This is a genomic window from Agrobacterium sp. 20P9.1.2, assembly GCF_057799395.1.
The window spans coordinates 1,085,675-1,101,602 of sequence record NZ_JBYOKI010000001.1 but is presented as its reverse complement, the minus strand read 5'-3'; the positions used below and the strand labels follow the sequence as shown (position 1 = coordinate 1,101,602).

The 15,928-nt window shown below is 59.3% G+C and carries 16 protein-coding genes; 9 read left to right on the top strand and 7 right to left on the bottom strand.

Going from position 1 to position 15,928, the window contains the following annotated elements; all coding sequences use genetic code 11:
* Positions 1-9 precede the first annotated feature (9 nt).
* From AC27VJ_RS05425 to AC27VJ_RS05410, 4 genes are all read left to right on the top strand, one after another.
* Complete coding sequence (locus AC27VJ_RS05425; RefSeq protein ID WP_488683105.1) at positions 10-729, top strand: ABC transporter ATP-binding protein; 720 nt, start codon at positions 10-12, stop codon at positions 727-729.
* Positions 719-1,927, top strand: coding sequence for an ABC transporter permease (locus AC27VJ_RS05420; RefSeq protein WP_113086926.1), 1,209 nt, complete (start codon positions 719-721; stop codon positions 1,925-1,927). Before AC27VJ_RS05425 ends, AC27VJ_RS05420 begins: the two co-directional genes overlap by 11 nt.
* A gap of 65 nt (positions 1,928-1,992) precedes the next feature.
* On the top strand, positions 1,993-2,475 hold the full coding sequence (gene greA, locus AC27VJ_RS05415) for a transcription elongation factor GreA (protein WP_488683104.1): 483 nt from the start codon (positions 1,993-1,995) through the stop codon (positions 2,473-2,475).
* Between the two features lie 78 nt (positions 2,476-2,553).
* On the top strand, positions 2,554-3,504 hold the full coding sequence (locus tag AC27VJ_RS05410) for an MYG1 family protein (protein WP_488683103.1): 951 nt from the start codon (positions 2,554-2,556) through the stop codon (positions 3,502-3,504).
* A gap of 17 nt (positions 3,505-3,521) precedes the next feature.
* Here the strand turns inward: AC27VJ_RS05410 and AC27VJ_RS05405 are convergent, their stop codons facing one another.
* Positions 3,522-4,703, bottom strand: a complete 1,182-nt coding sequence (locus AC27VJ_RS05405) for a DUF1501 domain-containing protein (protein WP_488683102.1) — start codon at positions 4,701-4,703, stop codon at positions 3,522-3,524.
* Positions 4,704-4,708: 5 nt separating this feature from the next.
* Positions 4,709-6,256, bottom strand: coding sequence for a DUF1800 domain-containing protein (locus AC27VJ_RS05400; protein ID WP_488683101.1), 1,548 nt, complete (start codon positions 6,254-6,256; stop codon positions 4,709-4,711).
* A gap of 167 nt (positions 6,257-6,423) precedes the next feature.
* On the opposite strand from AC27VJ_RS05400, the gene AC27VJ_RS05395 reads away from it, so the two are divergent.
* Complete coding sequence (locus AC27VJ_RS05395; protein WP_488683100.1) at positions 6,424-6,819, top strand: DUF2946 family protein; 396 nt, start codon at positions 6,424-6,426, stop codon at positions 6,817-6,819.
* Positions 6,820-6,911: 92 nt separating this feature from the next.
* On the top strand, positions 6,912-8,330 hold the full coding sequence (locus tag AC27VJ_RS05390; RefSeq protein WP_488683099.1) for a PepSY-associated TM helix domain-containing protein: 1,419 nt from the start codon (positions 6,912-6,914) through the stop codon (positions 8,328-8,330).
* A 50-nt stretch (positions 8,331-8,380) separates the two neighbouring features.
* Here AC27VJ_RS05390 and AC27VJ_RS05385 read toward each other — a convergent pair whose 3' ends face one another.
* A complete protein-coding gene (locus AC27VJ_RS05385; RefSeq protein ID WP_488683098.1) occupies positions 8,381-8,833 on the bottom strand; it encodes an Lrp/AsnC family transcriptional regulator in 453 nt (150 codons plus the stop codon).
* A 120-nt stretch (positions 8,834-8,953) separates the two neighbouring features.
* Here AC27VJ_RS05385 and AC27VJ_RS05380 point away from each other — a divergent pair, with 120 nt between their 5' ends.
* Positions 8,954-9,931 carry a nucleoside recognition domain-containing protein gene (locus AC27VJ_RS05380; RefSeq protein WP_488683097.1) on the top strand — a complete coding sequence of 326 codons (978 nt, stop codon included), beginning with the start codon at positions 8,954-8,956 and terminating at the stop codon, positions 9,929-9,931.
* 59 nt (positions 9,932-9,990) lie between these two features.
* On the opposite strand, the gene AC27VJ_RS05375 is transcribed toward AC27VJ_RS05380, so the two are convergent.
* The 4 genes from AC27VJ_RS05375 to AC27VJ_RS05360 form a co-directional block, all read right to left on the bottom strand.
* The gene (locus AC27VJ_RS05375) at positions 9,991-10,452 is read right to left on the bottom strand and encodes a GNAT family N-acetyltransferase (protein WP_488683096.1); all 462 of its coding nucleotides are present in this window, start codon (positions 10,450-10,452) and stop codon (positions 9,991-9,993) included.
* Between the two features lie 30 nt (positions 10,453-10,482).
* Entirely contained in the window at positions 10,483-10,764 is a 282-nt protein-coding gene (locus AC27VJ_RS05370; protein ID WP_488683095.1) for a type II toxin-antitoxin system RelE family toxin, read from the bottom strand.
* The gene (locus AC27VJ_RS05365; protein ID WP_488683094.1) at positions 10,754-11,002 is read right to left on the bottom strand and encodes a type II toxin-antitoxin system Phd/YefM family antitoxin; all 249 of its coding nucleotides are present in this window, start codon (positions 11,000-11,002) and stop codon (positions 10,754-10,756) included. Before AC27VJ_RS05365 ends, AC27VJ_RS05370 begins: the two co-directional genes overlap by 11 nt.
* Positions 11,003-11,080: 78 nt before the next feature.
* Positions 11,081-11,434 (bottom strand): DMT family protein, encoded by a 354-nt coding sequence (locus AC27VJ_RS05360; protein ID WP_113086914.1) that lies wholly within the window; start codon positions 11,432-11,434, stop codon positions 11,081-11,083.
* Positions 11,435-11,682: 248 nt separating this feature from the next.
* On the opposite strand from AC27VJ_RS05360, the gene uvrB reads away from it, so the two are divergent.
* Together uvrB and AC27VJ_RS05350 are read left to right on the top strand one after the other, a co-directional pair.
* The gene (gene uvrB, locus AC27VJ_RS05355; RefSeq protein WP_488683093.1) at positions 11,683-14,733 is read left to right on the top strand and encodes an excinuclease ABC subunit UvrB; all 3,051 of its coding nucleotides are present in this window, start codon (positions 11,683-11,685) and stop codon (positions 14,731-14,733) included.
* A 178-nt stretch (positions 14,734-14,911) separates the two neighbouring features.
* Positions 14,912-15,895, top strand: a complete 984-nt coding sequence (locus AC27VJ_RS05350) for an alpha/beta hydrolase (protein ID WP_488683092.1) — start codon at positions 14,912-14,914, stop codon at positions 15,893-15,895.
* The last annotated feature ends 33 nt before the right edge of the window (positions 15,896-15,928 follow it).

The following is a 15,928-nucleotide window of genomic DNA, read 5'->3' as shown; positions in this document are numbered from 1 at the left end:
GAGAAGCGAATGGCAGCCCAACCCCTCATCGAGTTTCGCAAGGTCGTCAAACAATATGGCGTTGGCGAAGCGACCATTCGTGCGCTGGATGGTGTGAGCCTCTCCATCAACGAGCATGAATTCGTTGCCATCATGGGGCCATCCGGTTCCGGCAAGTCGACCTCGATGAACATTATCGGCTGCCTGGATACGCCGAGCGCCGGCGAATATCTGTTTCAGGGCGTGCCCACCAGCGGCTTCGACAATGAACAATTGACGCTTCTGCGCCGCCATATGCTGGGCTTCGTGTTTCAGGGCTTCAACCTTCTGCCTCGCACTTCCGCCGTGGAAAATGTGGAATTGCCACTGATCTATCGCGGCATGAAGGCGGCAGAGCGCCGTCCGCAGGCCATGGAAGCGCTGGCTCAGGTGGGTCTTGCCGGGCGTGAACATCACACCACGCAAGAGCTTTCCGGCGGTCAGCAGCAGCGCGTGGCCATTGCCCGCGCTATCGTCACCCGCCCTGCTTTGCTTCTGGCGGATGAGCCGACGGGCAATCTCGACACGAAAACCAGCACCGAAATCATGGAGCTGATCACCTCGCTCAACCGCGACAAGGGCATCACCGTTGTCATGGTGACGCATGAAGAAGACATCGCGGCTTATGCAAACCGCCTGCTGCGCTTCGTCGATGGCCATCTGGCATCCGATAGCGCCGAGGAAAAGCTGGAGGCTGCCGATGTTTCTTGAAACCGCACGCCTTGCTCTGCGCGCCATCAGCCGCAACATCTTGCGTTCTTTCTTGACGGTCCTTGGCGTCGTTATCGGCGTTGCCGCCGTTATTGCCATGGTGACGATTGGCAATGGCACGACAGCGCAGGTGAAATCCGAGCTATCGCGCCTTGGCACCAACATGCTGTTCGTGCGGCCCGGCCAGTTCGGGCCCGGCCGTGCCAGCACCGAGGCCAAACGCTTCAACGATCACGACATTCAGGCCATGCGCGATCAGCTCAGCGGCATTCGCGCAGTCGCTCCGCTCAACAGAAGTTCGGCGGCAACCGTCATCTATGGCGGTAAGAATCACTCCACCAGCGTCGTCGGCAGCACCAATGATTACCTGACCGTGCAGGACTGGACGCTGGCGCTTGGCCGGGAATTTCTGCCCGCGGAAGATCGTGGGGGCCAGATCGGCTGCATCATCGGCGAAACCGTGCGCCAAGAGCTGTTTGGCGCCGCAAATCCTGTCGGTCAAACCATCCGTGTCAGCAACATATCCTGTCCGGTCATCGGCGTCCTGGCGCGCAAAGGTCAGTCGGGTCTGGGGGATGATCAGGATGACACGATCATCATGCCGCTGAAAATCCATCAGCGGCGCATTGGCGGCACCACGACCATTTCCAGTATCATGGTCTCCGCACAGGATGGCGTTTCAACCTCCAAAGTCCAATCCGATATCGAGAACCTGCTACGCGAGCGCCGTCGCATCGCCATTGGCCGTGACGATGATTTTACCGTCAATGACATGGCACAGATTGCCTCCGCCATGACCGGCACGACGACATTGCTCACCGGTCTTCTCGGCGCAGTGGCAGCGGTCAGCCTGCTGGTCGGCGGCATCGGCATCATGAACATCATGCTGGTGTCTGTCACGGAGCGCACACGCGAAATCGGCATTCGCCTTGCCATCGGCGCGCTGGAAAAACAGGTGCTGACCCAGTTTCTGGTGGAAGCGGTGATGTTATCCGCTTTCGGAGGCATTGCCGGTATCCTGACCGGGCTTGGGCTTGCCTATAGCGTCGTCAGTTTCCTCGGCGTCCCCTTCGTCACCAGCCCATCGATCATCGCGCTCGCCTTTGCCTTCTCCGCAGCCATCGGCGTGATCTTCGGCTACTTCCCGGCAAGACGCGCCGCAAGCCTCAGCCCTATCGAGGCGCTGCGGCACGAATAAGCCTCCCCGTTGCCTTTCCTGTTCGCACTCTCCATATGAGGAGGATAGGATAAAGGAATTCGACAGTGAGTGTAGCTTTCGTAAAAGAAGAGAGTGCCGAAACCGCAGCAGAAACCCAGCTGCCGGATCGCCCTGTCTCGCCCCACCCCAATCTCGTCACCGAGGCCGGGTTGAAAGCGCTTGAACGTCAGGTCAGCGAAGCCCGCGCTGCTTTCGATGAGGCGAATGCCATCGAGGACATCAACGAGCGCCGGCGGCAGGCTGCGCCGCATATGCGCGACCTGCGCTATTTCTCCGAACGCCTGCATACGGCACAGCTGGTGCCTGCACCTGAGAGCCACGACCTCGCGGCTTTCGGCAGCACGGTTACATTCAGCCGAGAGGACGGTCGCGTGCAGACCTACCGCATCGTTGGCGAAGACGAGGCCGATCCGAAAGCGGGCACGATTTCTTATGTGTCACCCGTAGCCCGCGCCCTTCTCGGAAAAGCGGTCGGAGACCTTGTAAATCTGGGCGATGAAGAGCTGGAAATCAGCGCAATAGCCTGATGGCCGCTTGCGGGGATGGCTGACAAACGATATCTGGTCGTCAATAGCGCTCTCCACGAACAATAAGGCCGTCCTTCCATGACAGCGGATTTCCTCGTCACCCATTCCGGTGGCTTTCATGCCGATGAACTGCTGTCCAGCGTCATCCTCACCCGCCTTTTCCCGCAGGCGAAAATCGTTCGCAGCCGTGCGCCCGAGTGGATCACATCAGGCTCCGACCGCATCATCTATGATGTCGGAGGTGCCTATGATGCGGAAGCGCGCATTTTCGACCACCACCAGCGCGGTGCGCCGCTGCGTGAAGACGGCCAGCCATACAGCTCTTTCGGTCTGGTGTGGAAGCATTACGGGCACGCCTATCTTGCCGATTATGGCGTTCCGCAATCCGATATCGACGCGATCCATGCGTCCTTCGACACCAGCTTCGTTCTGCCCATCGACCTCACGGACAATGGCGCGCTGAGCCCTTCCACGGCGGGACAGCTTGCAGGCCTGACTTTGCCAGCCCTGCTGGAAACATTAAAGCCTGCCTTCGATAATAAAGACCCGGAAGCCGATGATCGCGCATTCCAAGCCGCACTCGCCATTGCACGCAGCTTCGTCGAAGCCAGCATTGGCAAGAAAGCCGCCAAGCTGCGCGCTGAAACGCTGGTGCTGAAGGCCATTGAAGCGACGGGCGAAGGTCGCGTTCTGGAACTACCGATTGGCATGCCTTTCCGCCCGGCCATCGTTAAAGCTGGTGCCGATCATCTGCTCTTCGTCGTCCATCCGCGCGATAAGGATTGGTGCCTGACTGGTATTCGACGCGCCGAAGACGGTTTCGAGCTGCGCGCCGATCTGCCCGCCGCATGGGCCGGTCTGACGAATGGAGATCTGGAAGCGGCATCCGGCGTCGAAGGCGCAACCTTCTGTCACAACGGTCGCTTCATTGCCGCCGCCAAGACGCGTGAAGCAGCGCTTGCCATGGCAGAGATTGCCGTTGAAGAGGCGCTACGCACCGAAGCCCATAAGGTCAGCGCTGCCGGTTGATAGGTCGCAAACCCGGATCACACTTTCAGATAGCTTGATGATCTGTCGAAGCTGAGGCCGGGGAACACACCATTGGTCAGTGCTTCACTGCCCACGTCAAACTGGCGGTAAAGCATGGCGGCGGCGATTTCGCGCACGTCGCCGGTCGGCATCAAGTCTCTGTCATCCAGAAGCTTGCCGTCACCCAGCCCCGGCCAATTGCCCAACACACGACCGCCAGCAATGCCGCCACCGGCAAGAATGGCCACGCCGCCGGTGCCATGGTCCGTGCCGCCGGTGCCGTTTTCCCTCGCCGTGCGCCCGAATTCCGTCATGGCCAGCACGACCGTCTTTTTCCAGACATCCGGCCCTAGCGCGTCCTTCAGCGTCGTCAGCGCAATGGTCAGGTCTTTGACCGTGCGGGCAAACTGCGCCTTCTGGCCCGCATGCGTATCCCAGCCATCGACGGAGAAGCTGGCGATGCGGTAATCTTCCCGCAGCAAACCACCCGCGAGCTTGGCGACATCGCGAATGCCCTGCCCGCGCTTTTCATCCTGAAACAGCTGTTCCGCAGACATATCCGTGCGCAAGGCTTCTGCCAGCACGCGGTTGAAATCCGGATCATTGGCGTAAAGGCGTTTAAAGAAACCGACATCATCCGCCGCCATGGTCATATTGGAGGTGGATGCCCAGACATCGGCTTCGTTCGGCCCGGACAGAATCAGCTCCATCGATGTGTTGATGTCGATAGCCTTGCGATCATCCGAGCGCGGAATGGATGAGAGCGCGCGGTTCAACCAACCGGTGCGTTCGGCGTGGACATGTTCCGCGCCGCTTTCCAGCATATCTTGCCCGTCGAAATGGCTGCGCTGATCACGATAGGGCGTGGAGACCGCATGCACGAAGGCAAGCTCCTTTGCCTGCCAAAGCGGCATCAGCGGCTGGGCGGCAGGGTTAAGGCCGAAATGACCGTCGAGATCGATCAGTCCCGTATCCGGCGTCAGCGCCAGCGTAGGGCGGAAGCTCGCAAAGGCGGCGTCGCCATAGGGCTGCACGAGATCCAGCCCATCCATCGCGCCACGCAGCACGATGGTCACGAAGCGGTTTTCGCCCGGCATTGCGGCGAAGCTGACCGGCGAGAAGGCAGGCACCGCCGCCGCACAGCACGCAGTGGCCAGAAAACTCCGGCGGCTGATGAGCATATCCTGAGAGAAGGCCATCGATCCTATCTCCTGTTGAATTCTGGCGAAGACAGCGCAAGCGTCATGCCGCTCACACGGTTGGGAGCCTGGCTGACGACGCGGATCGTATCGTCCCGCGCCATATCGGCCATGGCGACTTCCAGAAGCCGTTTCGGCTCCATGTCACCACCCAGTGAATCAGACGCCTTGCGCGCCCACAAAATGCGTTCACTCATCTGGCTGGGGGACAGCCAGGAGGCCACGCCTTCCTCGAAACCCGCCGGACTTGGCGGCTGCCAGACCGGCTGGCCCATGCGGCGCAGCGAGGCGAGCGTCAGCGTCCGCGCAAGACTCTGCTTGTTCTTCGGCTTTTGCATCTGCGCAGCATCTGGCGTCATGGCCTGTTCTGGCTTCTCCATCATCATCTCACCGCCACCAGGCTTCATGGCGGCAGGCTCATCTCCATCTTTCATGGCGGATTGCGGAGCAGCAGTTGGTAGGGCAGCCTCGTCGTCACCAGCCGGAGACAAGCGATCCTGCCAGTTCTTCTGGTTGATGCCGAAGGCCCGCAGACCAGACACGACGTAGTCGAAAGGCAGCTTCATCTTGCGGCCCGGCTCGGCCCACGCGCGCGGGTGGTCCAGCATGGCGGCATAGACTTTCACCAGATGCCCGCCGCTCGCCTTCCACTCATTCACCATGGCCGTGACCAGTTCAGGCGGCGCTTCATCGGCCACGAAATGCGTCGCCAGTTTGCGACAGACATGCATGGCGGTTTCAGGCCGTGTTGCCAGATCATCCAGCATGGAAAGACAATCATCCGCCGTGCGCTTGCGCCCACCATAGGAGACACCTAGCACCTTGATTTGGCCAGGCTCTGCCATGCGTGGGCGAAACAGCATTTCGTAGCGATCATCCACCGTCATGCCGGTCAAGACCAGCGCGGCGGAGCGAACGTCGTCCTGCGTGTAACCACTGCCCGCACCCATCGTGTGCAGCTCCAGCAATTCGCGCCCGAGGTTTTCATTCAATCCGGCTTTTCGGTTTCCCGCAGCAGCAGACTCAGGCCCGGCGGAACGGTTCTGATCCAGATAGATCAGCATGGCGGGGTGCAGCACCGCCGCCTGCAAAAGATCGCGAAATGGCCCGGCCAGATGCGGGCGGATCGCTTCTACCTCATAGAGCGGCGTGATGGCGCGCATGGGCAAGGCTTTGCGCGCATTGACGGAAAAATGGTCGGTCCAGAAGGACGCCAACCGCTCATGGAAACCATAGGGAGAAAACACCGCCTGCATCACCCGCGCCATGCTATCGCGCTGAAAGCTCTGCTCGGCCTTTTGTTGCAAGATTTTACGGGCATCCCGGTCCCGCTCGCCGTCATTATTGACGGGTCGAATGGCGATCAGCCCCTCGGCTAGATCATCCGCGCGCTGCCGCGCCTCGAATGCACCGCCCATGGGAAAGAAAGCGTCTTTCAGCGGCGCATCAGCCAGCTGGACCAAAAGATCGTCTGCGTTTCGATTCAGGACCTGGCCGGGCGAGAGCCCATAGCCATAGCGGATCGCCGCCATCGTTGGAGAAAAAGGAGCCATTCTTCGCCACTCCTGCCAACAGTAATATGCGCAGCAGAATCCCAGCCAATTCCGGCGAAAAAGTTGCAAAATCGTGGCGTTTTTCCGACATGGACAATTTGTAATTCAGCCGCAATGCACAGCTTGTCGCAGTGACAATGGGGAAAAACTGTGGCACGTCAAAAATCATGAGGTTCATTCGCAAAATCATGCAGGACAGGAGTTCGGCTGGCGCTATCGCCACGCTGGCGCTTCTGCTGTTTTTGCTACAAGGCCTCGTCAACGGTGTTGCCAATGGCAATATGGCCTCGGTGGCACTGGCGGCTGGCGATATCATCTGCTCCAGCCACATGCCGGAAGGCGCCTCCGGCAAGCAGGACCCGGCAGGCAAGCTCGCCAACAATTGCTGCGGCACGCTCTGTCGCCTCGCAACTGCCGCTGCCATTACCCTTCCGGATTTGCCGACTGAGCCAGTGAGCGGCTTTGCCCTAGCAATAGAAGTCCGCTTCCAGCACGCCGAAGCAAAATTTTCGCCCCAGCCGCCAAACCGCGACTCCCAGCCCCGCGCCCCTCCCTTCGCTTAACAACTCTGAGAAACGCCTCGGCCTGAAACACGCACGCAACCGCTGTTGCACAGTTTGGCCGTCAAACCTCATTGTCTAGCGGAGACATCTCTATGTCCGTCACCACCTCCTTCGAAGGGGAGCGCCAGGCCGCGCAATCTTCTTCCATCAACCTCTACCGCGCCGTCTGGCGTTGGCATTTTTACGCGGGTCTCTTCGTTCTGCCCTTTATGATTTCGCTGGCCATCACCGGCGCGCTGTATCTCTTCAAGGATGAGATCGACGGCATCATCCATGCCGATTTGAAACGCATCGAAGTGGTGCAGAACGCCCCGCAAGCCAGCCCATCCGCCATCGTCGCATCCGCACTATCAGCCGTTCCCGGCACCGCCGTAAAATACACGACAGCTGCCGATCCCGGCGCTTCGACCGAGATCACCGTCAACACGGCGGATGGCAAGCGTGCCGTCTATGTGAATACCTATACCGGCGAAACCCTCGGCTCCCTGCCGGATCGCGGCACCGTGATGTGGACTGTGCGCTATATCCACAGCCTCAAATATTTCGGCACCTTCGCGCGCTACTTCATCGAAATCGCGGCTGGCTGGTCCATTCTTCTCGTCGCCACGGGCATCTATCTCTGGTGGCCACGCAAACAGACGGGCGGCGTCATCACCGTGCGCGGCACGCCGAAAAAGCGCGTCTTCTGGCGCGATACCCATGCCGTCACGGGCATCTTCGTCGGCGTTTTCATCGTCTTTCTCGCCATAACAGGCATGCCTTGGTCGGGCGTCTGGGGCGCCAAGGTCAATGAATGGGCCAACGGCAATAATTTCGGTTACCCGGCTGGCGTGCGCGTGGATGTCCCCATGTCCGGGCAGCATCTGAATGATGTTGCCAAGACTTCATGGTCGCTGGAACAGGCGCAAATCCCGCAATCCAGCACCCATGATCACGGCCAGCATATGGACCATGGCGATGCCATGGCCCCGATGGATATCGACCCGACCATGCCGCCCATCGGCATAGACAACGCCATCGCCCGCTTCAACCAGCTAGGCCTCATGCCCGGCTACACAGTTGCCCTGCCCACAACACCATCAGGCGTCTACAGCGGCTCTGTTTATCCGGATGATCTCTCCAAACAGCGCGTCGTCCATCTCGACCAATATAGCGGCGAACCTTTGATAGACATGAGCTATGCCGATTACGGCCCGCTGGGCAAAGGTCTGGAATGGGGCATCAACGTCCACATGGGCCAGCAATACGGCCTAGCCAACCAGATCGTGCTGGCCCTCGCCTGCCTCGGAATCATCCTTCTGGCAGTATCAGGCGGCGTCATGTGGTGGAAACGCCGCCCCAAAGGCTCGCTCGGTGTCCCACCCCTGCCACAGGAAAAACGCGTCCTGCACGGCCTCATCGTATTGCTCGCCATCGGCGGCGTGATTTTCCCGCTGGTGGGTGTGAGTTTGCTGGTGATGCTGGTTCTGGATTTAGTGGTGCAAAAATTCAGCCGGCACAAAGCCGCATAAAATAGAGGCCGGGAGCAATCCCGGCACCTTTCTCCTTCAACGGCGTCCGGTCAGAGCCGGATTGCCGTTTCTTCTTTCGCAGTTCTAATGACGATCATGGTGAAGAAGCGCGCCACATTGGTCTGATCGCGAAACAGCCTATCGCAGAGGGCATCGAATTCCTCCATATCGCGCAGGCGCAACATCAGAACGACGTCCGATTCGCCGGTCACAGCATAAGCTTGCGCAACAGCCTCTTCCGCAGAGGCAATATCCAGAAACCGCCGCATGTGCTGTTCGCCATGCAGCTTCAGCTCCACCGTCACCAGCGCCTTGATGCCACGCCCCGCTTTGGCCGGATTAAGGATCGCAACGATGCGGTCGATCACCCCTGATTTCCGCAGCCGCTGCATTCGCCGCAGGCAACTGGAAGGCGACAGGCCTACGTCATCGGCCATGTCGATGTTGGTGCGCGATGCATCGCGCTGCATGAGATTCAAAAGTTTTCGATCGATCCCGTCCATCCAGCCAGAATATGCACTCGCAAAATCTTTGCAATAAAATTGCACCGCGATGCAATCTTTGACCACAAATTCGAAACGACCCGCGCTAGCAGATGGTGATCAATTTCAGGGGAAAGCCAGATGAAATTCGTGAAGCCTTTTTTGAATAAGACATATGAAACGCTCGAAATTTACTGGGTGCTGGTTCGGATCACCATTCCCATCGCAATCCTCACCGAAGTGTTGTCACGAATGGGCGCAATCGAAGCGGTTTCACCAGCTTTTGCGCCGGTCATGAACCTGATTGGCCTGCCGCCTGAACTGGGTCTTGCGTGGCTGACGGCAATGCTCGTGGGCATATGGGGCGCCGTCCCGCTTATCTTCACGCTCGTTCCGGCAGCCTCGCTCAGCACGGCGGATATTACGATATTCTCTGCGCTCATCCTCTTCGCGCATGGCCTGCCGATCGAGCAGAAGATCATTCAGAAAGCGGGTCCGGGCTTCATCACCACCACAATGCTGCGCGTCGGCGGTGGTTTGCTCTACGCGTTCCTGCTGCACCATATCTTGCAGGCAACAGGCTGGCTGTCCGATCCCGTCCAGCCCACCTGGATACCGATGACCCCGACGCCCGACTGGGTGGAATATTTCCGCGGTCTTGCCGAGACGATGATCTCCATGCTCGCAATTCTATTCCTCTTGTCATGGAGCCTCGAAATCCTCAAAGCCACAGGGCTGATGAAATTGATGATGACGGCACTCGCACCCGTTTTGCGTCTTGCAGGCATAAAAGGCGAAGCAAGCCACCTCACCGCCATTGGGCTGTTTCTGGGCATTTCCTATGGCGCGGGCCTTCTCATCCGCGAAGCGCGATCCGGTGCAATATCGCCGCGTCAGATCTTTCTCTCCTGCGTCTTCATGGGCTTCGCGCACAGCGTGATCGAGGACACTCTCCTCCTGGCCTCACTCGGTGCCGATATCTACAGCATCCTTATCGGTCGCGTCGTTTTCGCCGTCGCGGCAACAGCTGCGATTGCGGCGCTGCTCTACCGAGTTTCCGATGAAACATTCTTCACGCAGATATTCAGACTGCAAGGCCGAGAGGCGGGAAACCAATAGGTGAGAATCGAGGCCAGGTAAAATCCCGGCCTGCTCCAACGCACGACGCGTCTACCGAATCAATCTATCCGGTAAGCCTTACAGACCAACTGTTCGGGCGTCCGATAGGTCCGAAACCCCATCGCCTCGTAATAGGCCTGGCCCAGCGCATTGTCCGCGCCGATGCTCGCATCGATAGTCTCAAGTCCCGCAGCCTTGGCTGCTTCCAAGGTCGCGCGAAACAGCCCCGACCCGACACCCTGACGAGCGGCCCGCGGGCTGACATGGGTGCCGATGATGCCCCAGCCTTCTGCGACACCGTAGGGATTGTCGGCCCACGAGTGGCGTAGAGACTGAAAGCCCAGAATGCGCCCTTCGTCATCCACAGCCACAAAACAACCGATGCGGTTCTCCGCCTCGATATAATTGGCCCGCACCTGCGCGAGATCACCCGCAGCCTTACGGAGGCCAGCGGCAAATATCTCGTCGTGAACGGCTTTCATGCCTTCGGCATCGGATGGGCTAGCAGGTCGGATCATCATCGTTCAATTCCCATGATATTTGGAAATGTCCTATCGCCGCTCCGCAAGCCGATAAACCTCGCTTCGGTCACGCCTGCCCACGGCAATCACGACGACAAGTATCTGCGTATCGCGCACCTCATAGACCAGTCTATAGCCCGCACCGCGCAGCTTGATCTTGTATCGATCGTTGTGTCCGGAAAGCTTGGCCGATGGCACGCGTGGATTTTCCAGACGTTCCGCCAGCTTTTTCTTGAATTGCTCGCGCGTGTTGTTGTCCAGCTTTCGCCATTCCTTCAGCGCTGCGTCGAGAAAACCTAACTCATAACTCATCGAGCTTGACGCGAATAACGGCATCGTTGGAACGGGCGTCGGCTATTGCGTTCAGCTCGATATCGTCGAGCCGCTCCATCATCGCCTCGTAAGCCTTGGCGGGCACACAATAGAAAGCAGGCTCGTTGCGATTGAGAATCGCAACCGCCGCGCCCTCGCCGGCGGCGACAGTCCCCATGGGATTTCTCTTGAGTTCGGAAACACTCGCCGTCATTTCAGCCAGAACAACATGCGTCATCTTTAAACCTCGGAACGCTATTGAGAGTGCTTACAATAGCACTCTAAACAGGTCTTTCAAGATGGCGCATATCCACCATCAAGACTTGAACAAAAACGAAGCCCCGAATGCAATCAACGCAAACCCGATCACGTGGTTAATCGTCAGGCTTTCCTTCAGCCAGAACACCGAAAACAGCGCGAACACCGTGAGCGTGATCACTTCCTGCATCGTCTTCAACTGCGCCGTCGAATAGACCTCGGAACCCATGCGGTTGGCTGGCACGGCCAAGCAATATTCGAACAGGGCGATGCCCCAGCTGACAAGAATGGCGAGGAAAAGCGCGCTGCCCTTGTGCTTGAGGTGGCCGTACCAGGCGAATGTCATGAAGACATTCGAGGCAATCAGCATGACAACCGGCCAGATGTGCGCAGGGGTTATGGAAAAAGGCATGACGGACCTTTGAATTGGGAGAGGGAAAAATGACTGCAAGGGGAACCAGTTTCAGCTTGCGGCGTATTGCTTAACGCAGGACGCAGCAAACAGGAACAGGCTTTTCACGTGCCCTTCACTTGCGTGTGAGAGCGCGTGAAAACGCGGCACTCTGCATCCGGTTCCAGAACGCGAAATGTTTCCTGTTTGTACTCTGTTTTTACACCACGCCCCTTCACTTTCAACTGGACTCTCTCCATATTCCGACCATGGCCAGATCACCGAAAAAACCGTCCGACAAAACCTCCCGCTCCGATGGCTTCGCAGAAATGCCGCAGGCCCCATTTGAAGGCGCCCCGCTGTCCGGCAGCGTATCCGATTGGGTGAAGCAGTTGGAGGCCGAGGCCGAAGCGTCTTCGGTAGAGACCCAGCGTGAAGTCGCGTCAAAGGCGGGCAAGCACCGCAAGAAGATCGAGATCGAAGCGCGCAAGCAGGCCATTGAAGAGGCTGAGAAAGCCAAGAGCGGCGGCAGCGTCAACAAGAAGGCCACCGCCCAGAAGACCTCGCGCGGCGTGTCCATCGGTGCCTCCAACGATCCGAAAACCCGCGCCGCCGCCGGTCTCAACCCCGTTGCGGGCATGGATGTCAGCCTTGAGGATGCCGAAAACCTCGCCACCGGCGCGGTGACGGCCACGGTCGAGGCCCTGTCGGCGCTGATTGAAAGCGGCAATCCGCTGTTCAAGGACGGCAAGATGTGGACGCCGCACCGCCCTGCCCGTCCGCCCAAATCCGAAGGCGGCATCACCATTCGCATGCAGTCGGATTTCGAACCGGCTGGCGATCAGCCGACAGCGATTGCCGATCTGGTCGAGGGCATCAATTCCGGCGAGCGCAGCCAGGTGCTGCTCGGCGTTACCGGCTCAGGAAAGACCTTCACCATGGCTAAGGTCATCGAGGCAACCCAGCGCCCTGCCGTCATTCTGGCACCCAACAAGACGCTGGCGGCGCAGCTTTATTCGGAATTCAAGAACTTCTTCCCTGATAATGCGGTGGAATATTTCGTCTCCTATTACGATTATTACCAGCCGGAAGCCTATGTGCCGCGCTCGGATACCTTCATCGAGAAGGAATCCTCGATCAACGAACAGATCGACCGCATGCGCCACTCCGCCACCCGCTCGCTGCTGGAGCGGGACGACTGCATCATCGTCGCCTCCGTCTCCTGCATTTACGGTATCGGCTCGGTGGAAACCTACACCGCCATGACCTTCCAGATGGCCATCGGCGACAGGCTGGATCAGCGCCAGCTTCTGGCCGATCTCGTGGCTCAGCAATATAAACGCCGCGATATGGATTTCCAGCGCGGCTCTTTCCGCGTGCGCGGCGACACCATCGAAATCTTCCCCGCCCACTTGGAAGATGCCGCCTGGCGCATCTCCATGTTCGGAGACGAGATCGACTCGATCACCGAATTCGATCCCCTCACCGGCCAAAAGACCGGCGATCTGCAATCGGTCAAGATTTACGCCAATTCGCACTATGTCACCCCGCGCCCCACGCTGAATGGCGCCATCCGCTCCATCAAGGAAGAGCTGAAAGGCCGTCTGGCCGAGCTGGAAAAGGCCGGACGCCTGCTGGAAGCCCAGCGGCTGGAACAGCGCACCCGCTACGATATCGAAATGCTGGAAGCCACCGGCTCCTGCGCGGGCATCGAGAACTATTCGCGATATCTCACCGGCCGCAATCCCGGCGAACCGCCACCGACCCTGTTCGAATATATCCCTGACAATGCCCTGCTGTTCATCGACGAAAGCCACGTTTCCGTCAGCCAAATCGGCGGCATGTACCGGGGCGACTTCAGGCGCAAGGCGACGCTGGCCGAATATGGCTTCCGCCTGCCGTCCTGCATGGACAACCGCCCGCTGCGCTTCGAGGAGTGGGATGCCATGCGCCCCCCAACGGTCGCGGTTTCGGCCACGCCCGGCAATTGGGAAATGGAACAGTCCGGCGGCGTCTTTGCCGAGCAAGTCATCCGCCCCACGGGCCTCATCGATCCGCCGGTCGAAACCCGCTCCGCCCGCAGCCAGGTGGATGACGTGCTGGGCGAAATCCGCGAAACGGCGCAGGCCGGATACCGCACCCTCGTCACGGTGCTGACCAAGCGCATGGCCGAAGACCTCACCGAATATCTGCATGAACAGGGCGTGCGCGTGCGTTACATGCACTCGGATATCGACACGCTGGAACGCATCGAAATCATCCGCGATCTGCGTCTCGGCGCGTTCGACGTTCTCGTCGGCATCAACCTGCTGCGCGAAGGTCTCGACATTCCCGAATGCGGCTTTGTCGCCATTCTCGATGCCGACAAGGAAGGTTTTTTGCGCTCGGAGACGTCGCTTATTCAGACCATCGGTCGTGCGGCGCGTAACGTCGATGGCAAGGTCATTCTCTACGCGGATAACATCACTGGCTCCATGAAGCGGGCGATGGAAGAAACCAGCCGCCGCCGCGAAAAGCAGGTGGCCTACAACACCGAACACGGCATCACGCCTGAATCCGTCAAGGCCCGCATCTCGGATATTCTCGACAGCGTCTACGAGCGCGACCACGTCCGCGCCGATATCTCGGGCGCATCCGGCAAGGGCTTCGCCGATATCTCGGGCGCATCCGGCAAGGGCTTCGCCGATGGCGGCCATATGGTCGGCAATAATCTTCAGGCGCACCTCAATGCGCTGGAAAAATCCATGCGCGACGCCGCCGCCGACCTCGACTTCGAAAAAGCCGCCCGCCTGCGCGACGAAATCAAACGCCTCAAAGCTGCCGAACTCGCCGCCATGGACGACCCGATTGCGAAGGGAGAGGCGAAGTCGCTGGAGGGCAGTGGCAAGAAGGGTGCAAAGAAGGATCCTTCGAGGCTCCTCCCTTCGGGCTCCGCGCCTCAGGATGAGGACCGTGGTGCAGGTAGTCTTCATGGTGAAGACGGTGCAACAATGAGCCCTCATGGTGAGGAGGCCCAAGGGGCCGTCTCGAACCACGAGGGCGGCACCGCCAAGCCACTATTCCGCAAAAACTCCCTCGACGAAATGACCGTTGGCCGCACCGAAAAGCCCGTCAAAGGCAGCGTCCCGCCGAAACCGGTGACGGAGCCCGGCAAACGTTTTTCACCGTTGCTGGAAGGCCAGCCGGAGCGCGCTACAGGCGGCAAGGATGACCCCCGCCCCATCGCGCGCGGTAAGGTCGGCGTAGGCTCCTACGAAGACCCCGGCGAGCAGAAGCGTAAGAGCCGGACGAAGGGCAAGACCGGAAGACCGGGGCGGTAACACCAGCGCTCTGATTCATCACTTGTTTGCCGCAGGGTCCATCTCCCTGCGCAAAGCGAGCATCGGCCTTTGACCAACGCGTAACGCCTCCCGGCGAATCCGACCCCATCCCTGCGGAACCTCACGCGAAAACGCGCGTTGTCGAAACATTGCAACCGGCAGAGGGAGCCAGGAAACAATGCGCGCAAAGATCATCACAACATCGCTCTTGTTGTTTATCTTGACGGCTGGCGGCGGTGTCGCTGGTTCTCTCAAGGATGCGACCTTTCATAGCAATGCCCTGAATGCCGATCTGTCGGTCAACATCTACCGCCCGGATGGCGATCCGCCCCAGAATGGCTGGCCGGTTTTGTATCTGCTGCACGGGCATGATGGCGATCAGAACAGTTGGCGTGATCTGGGCAACATCGAAAAGACACTGGACGCGATGATTGCGGCAGGCACCATCCGCCCGCTGGTGGTGGTGATGCCGGGCGTGAAGAACAGCTGGTATGTGGATTCGAGCGCGGTGGGCGGCCCCGGTGATTACGAGACGGCGCTAACGGTGGATTTGCGCAGGCAGGTGGAAAACACAATGCCAGTCCGTAAGGATCGCGCTGGCCGCGCCATCATCGGGCTTTCCATGGGTGGCTTCGGCGCGCTGCATCTGGCCTATTCCCATGAGGACCTCTACGCTGCCGTCGCCAGCCTTTCCGGCGCAATCTGGCAGAACGTGCCCGCCTCCGATCTGGACAAGACGCCCGCCGAGCTGAAACTCATTCAGGACAGCGCCTTCTTCCACCGCCTCGACCGCACCACCGTCACCAGCGGCATCGTCCTGCCCTCCACCGGCGACCACTTCTCCGGCGCCTTCGGCACACCCTTCGATGCAAGACTGTTCAACGAAAAGAACGTCTTCACGACAGTCGCCCAACACGTCGCCGAAGCGCAGGACCTGCCAGCCACCTATCTCACCGTCGGCGACGATGACGGCTTCTCCCTATGGCGCGGCGCTGTCGCCCTCCACGAAACCCTGCAAGCCGACAACCGCAAATCCGAACTGCGGATTACGGATGGGGACCATGTTTGGGCCGTGTGGAAGGTGTCGATTATTGATGCGCTGAAGTTTGTGGATGGGGAATGGGATGATAACTCTAAAAACATTAAACCGCATGTTGATTGAATAAAAATCTACAGCGTCCAATGCTCAGGCAGC

Excerpts from the sequence above, each read along its gene's own strand:
- AC27VJ_RS05390 (WP_488683099.1), top strand. The coding sequence starts at position 6,912 with ATGTCCGTCACCACCTCCTTCGAAGGGGAGCGCCAGGCCGCGCAATCT.
- AC27VJ_RS05380 (WP_488683097.1), top strand. The coding sequence starts at position 8,954 with ATGAAATTCGTGAAGCCTTTTTTGAATAAGACATATGAAACGCTCGAA.
- AC27VJ_RS05385 (WP_488683098.1), bottom strand. The coding sequence starts at position 8,833 with ATGGACGGGATCGATCGAAAACTTTTGAATCTCATGCAGCGCGATGCA.
- AC27VJ_RS05420 (WP_113086926.1), top strand. The coding sequence starts at position 719 with ATGTTTCTTGAAACCGCACGCCTTGCTCTGCGCGCCATCAGCCGCAAC.
- uvrB (WP_488683093.1), top strand. The coding sequence starts at position 11,683 with ATGGCCAGATCACCGAAAAAACCGTCCGACAAAACCTCCCGCTCCGAT.
- AC27VJ_RS05405 (WP_488683102.1), bottom strand. The coding sequence starts at position 4,703 with ATGGCCTTCTCTCAGGATATGCTCATCAGCCGCCGGAGTTTTCTGGCC.
- AC27VJ_RS05350 (WP_488683092.1), top strand. The coding sequence starts at position 14,912 with ATGCGCGCAAAGATCATCACAACATCGCTCTTGTTGTTTATCTTGACG.
- AC27VJ_RS05370 (WP_488683095.1), bottom strand. The coding sequence starts at position 10,764 with ATGAGTTATGAGTTAGGTTTTCTCGACGCAGCGCTGAAGGAATGGCGA.
- AC27VJ_RS05365 (WP_488683094.1), bottom strand. The coding sequence starts at position 11,002 with ATGACGCATGTTGTTCTGGCTGAAATGACGGCGAGTGTTTCCGAACTC.
- AC27VJ_RS05400 (WP_488683101.1), bottom strand. The coding sequence starts at position 6,256 with ATGGCTCCTTTTTCTCCAACGATGGCGGCGATCCGCTATGGCTATGGG.
- AC27VJ_RS05395 (WP_488683100.1), top strand. The coding sequence starts at position 6,424 with ATGAGGTTCATTCGCAAAATCATGCAGGACAGGAGTTCGGCTGGCGCT.
- AC27VJ_RS05410 (WP_488683103.1), top strand. The coding sequence starts at position 2,554 with ATGACAGCGGATTTCCTCGTCACCCATTCCGGTGGCTTTCATGCCGAT.
- AC27VJ_RS05425 (WP_488683105.1), top strand. The coding sequence starts at position 10 with ATGGCAGCCCAACCCCTCATCGAGTTTCGCAAGGTCGTCAAACAATAT.
- AC27VJ_RS05375 (WP_488683096.1), bottom strand. The coding sequence starts at position 10,452 with ATGATGATCCGACCTGCTAGCCCATCCGATGCCGAAGGCATGAAAGCC.
- AC27VJ_RS05360 (WP_113086914.1), bottom strand. The coding sequence starts at position 11,434 with ATGCCTTTTTCCATAACCCCTGCGCACATCTGGCCGGTTGTCATGCTG.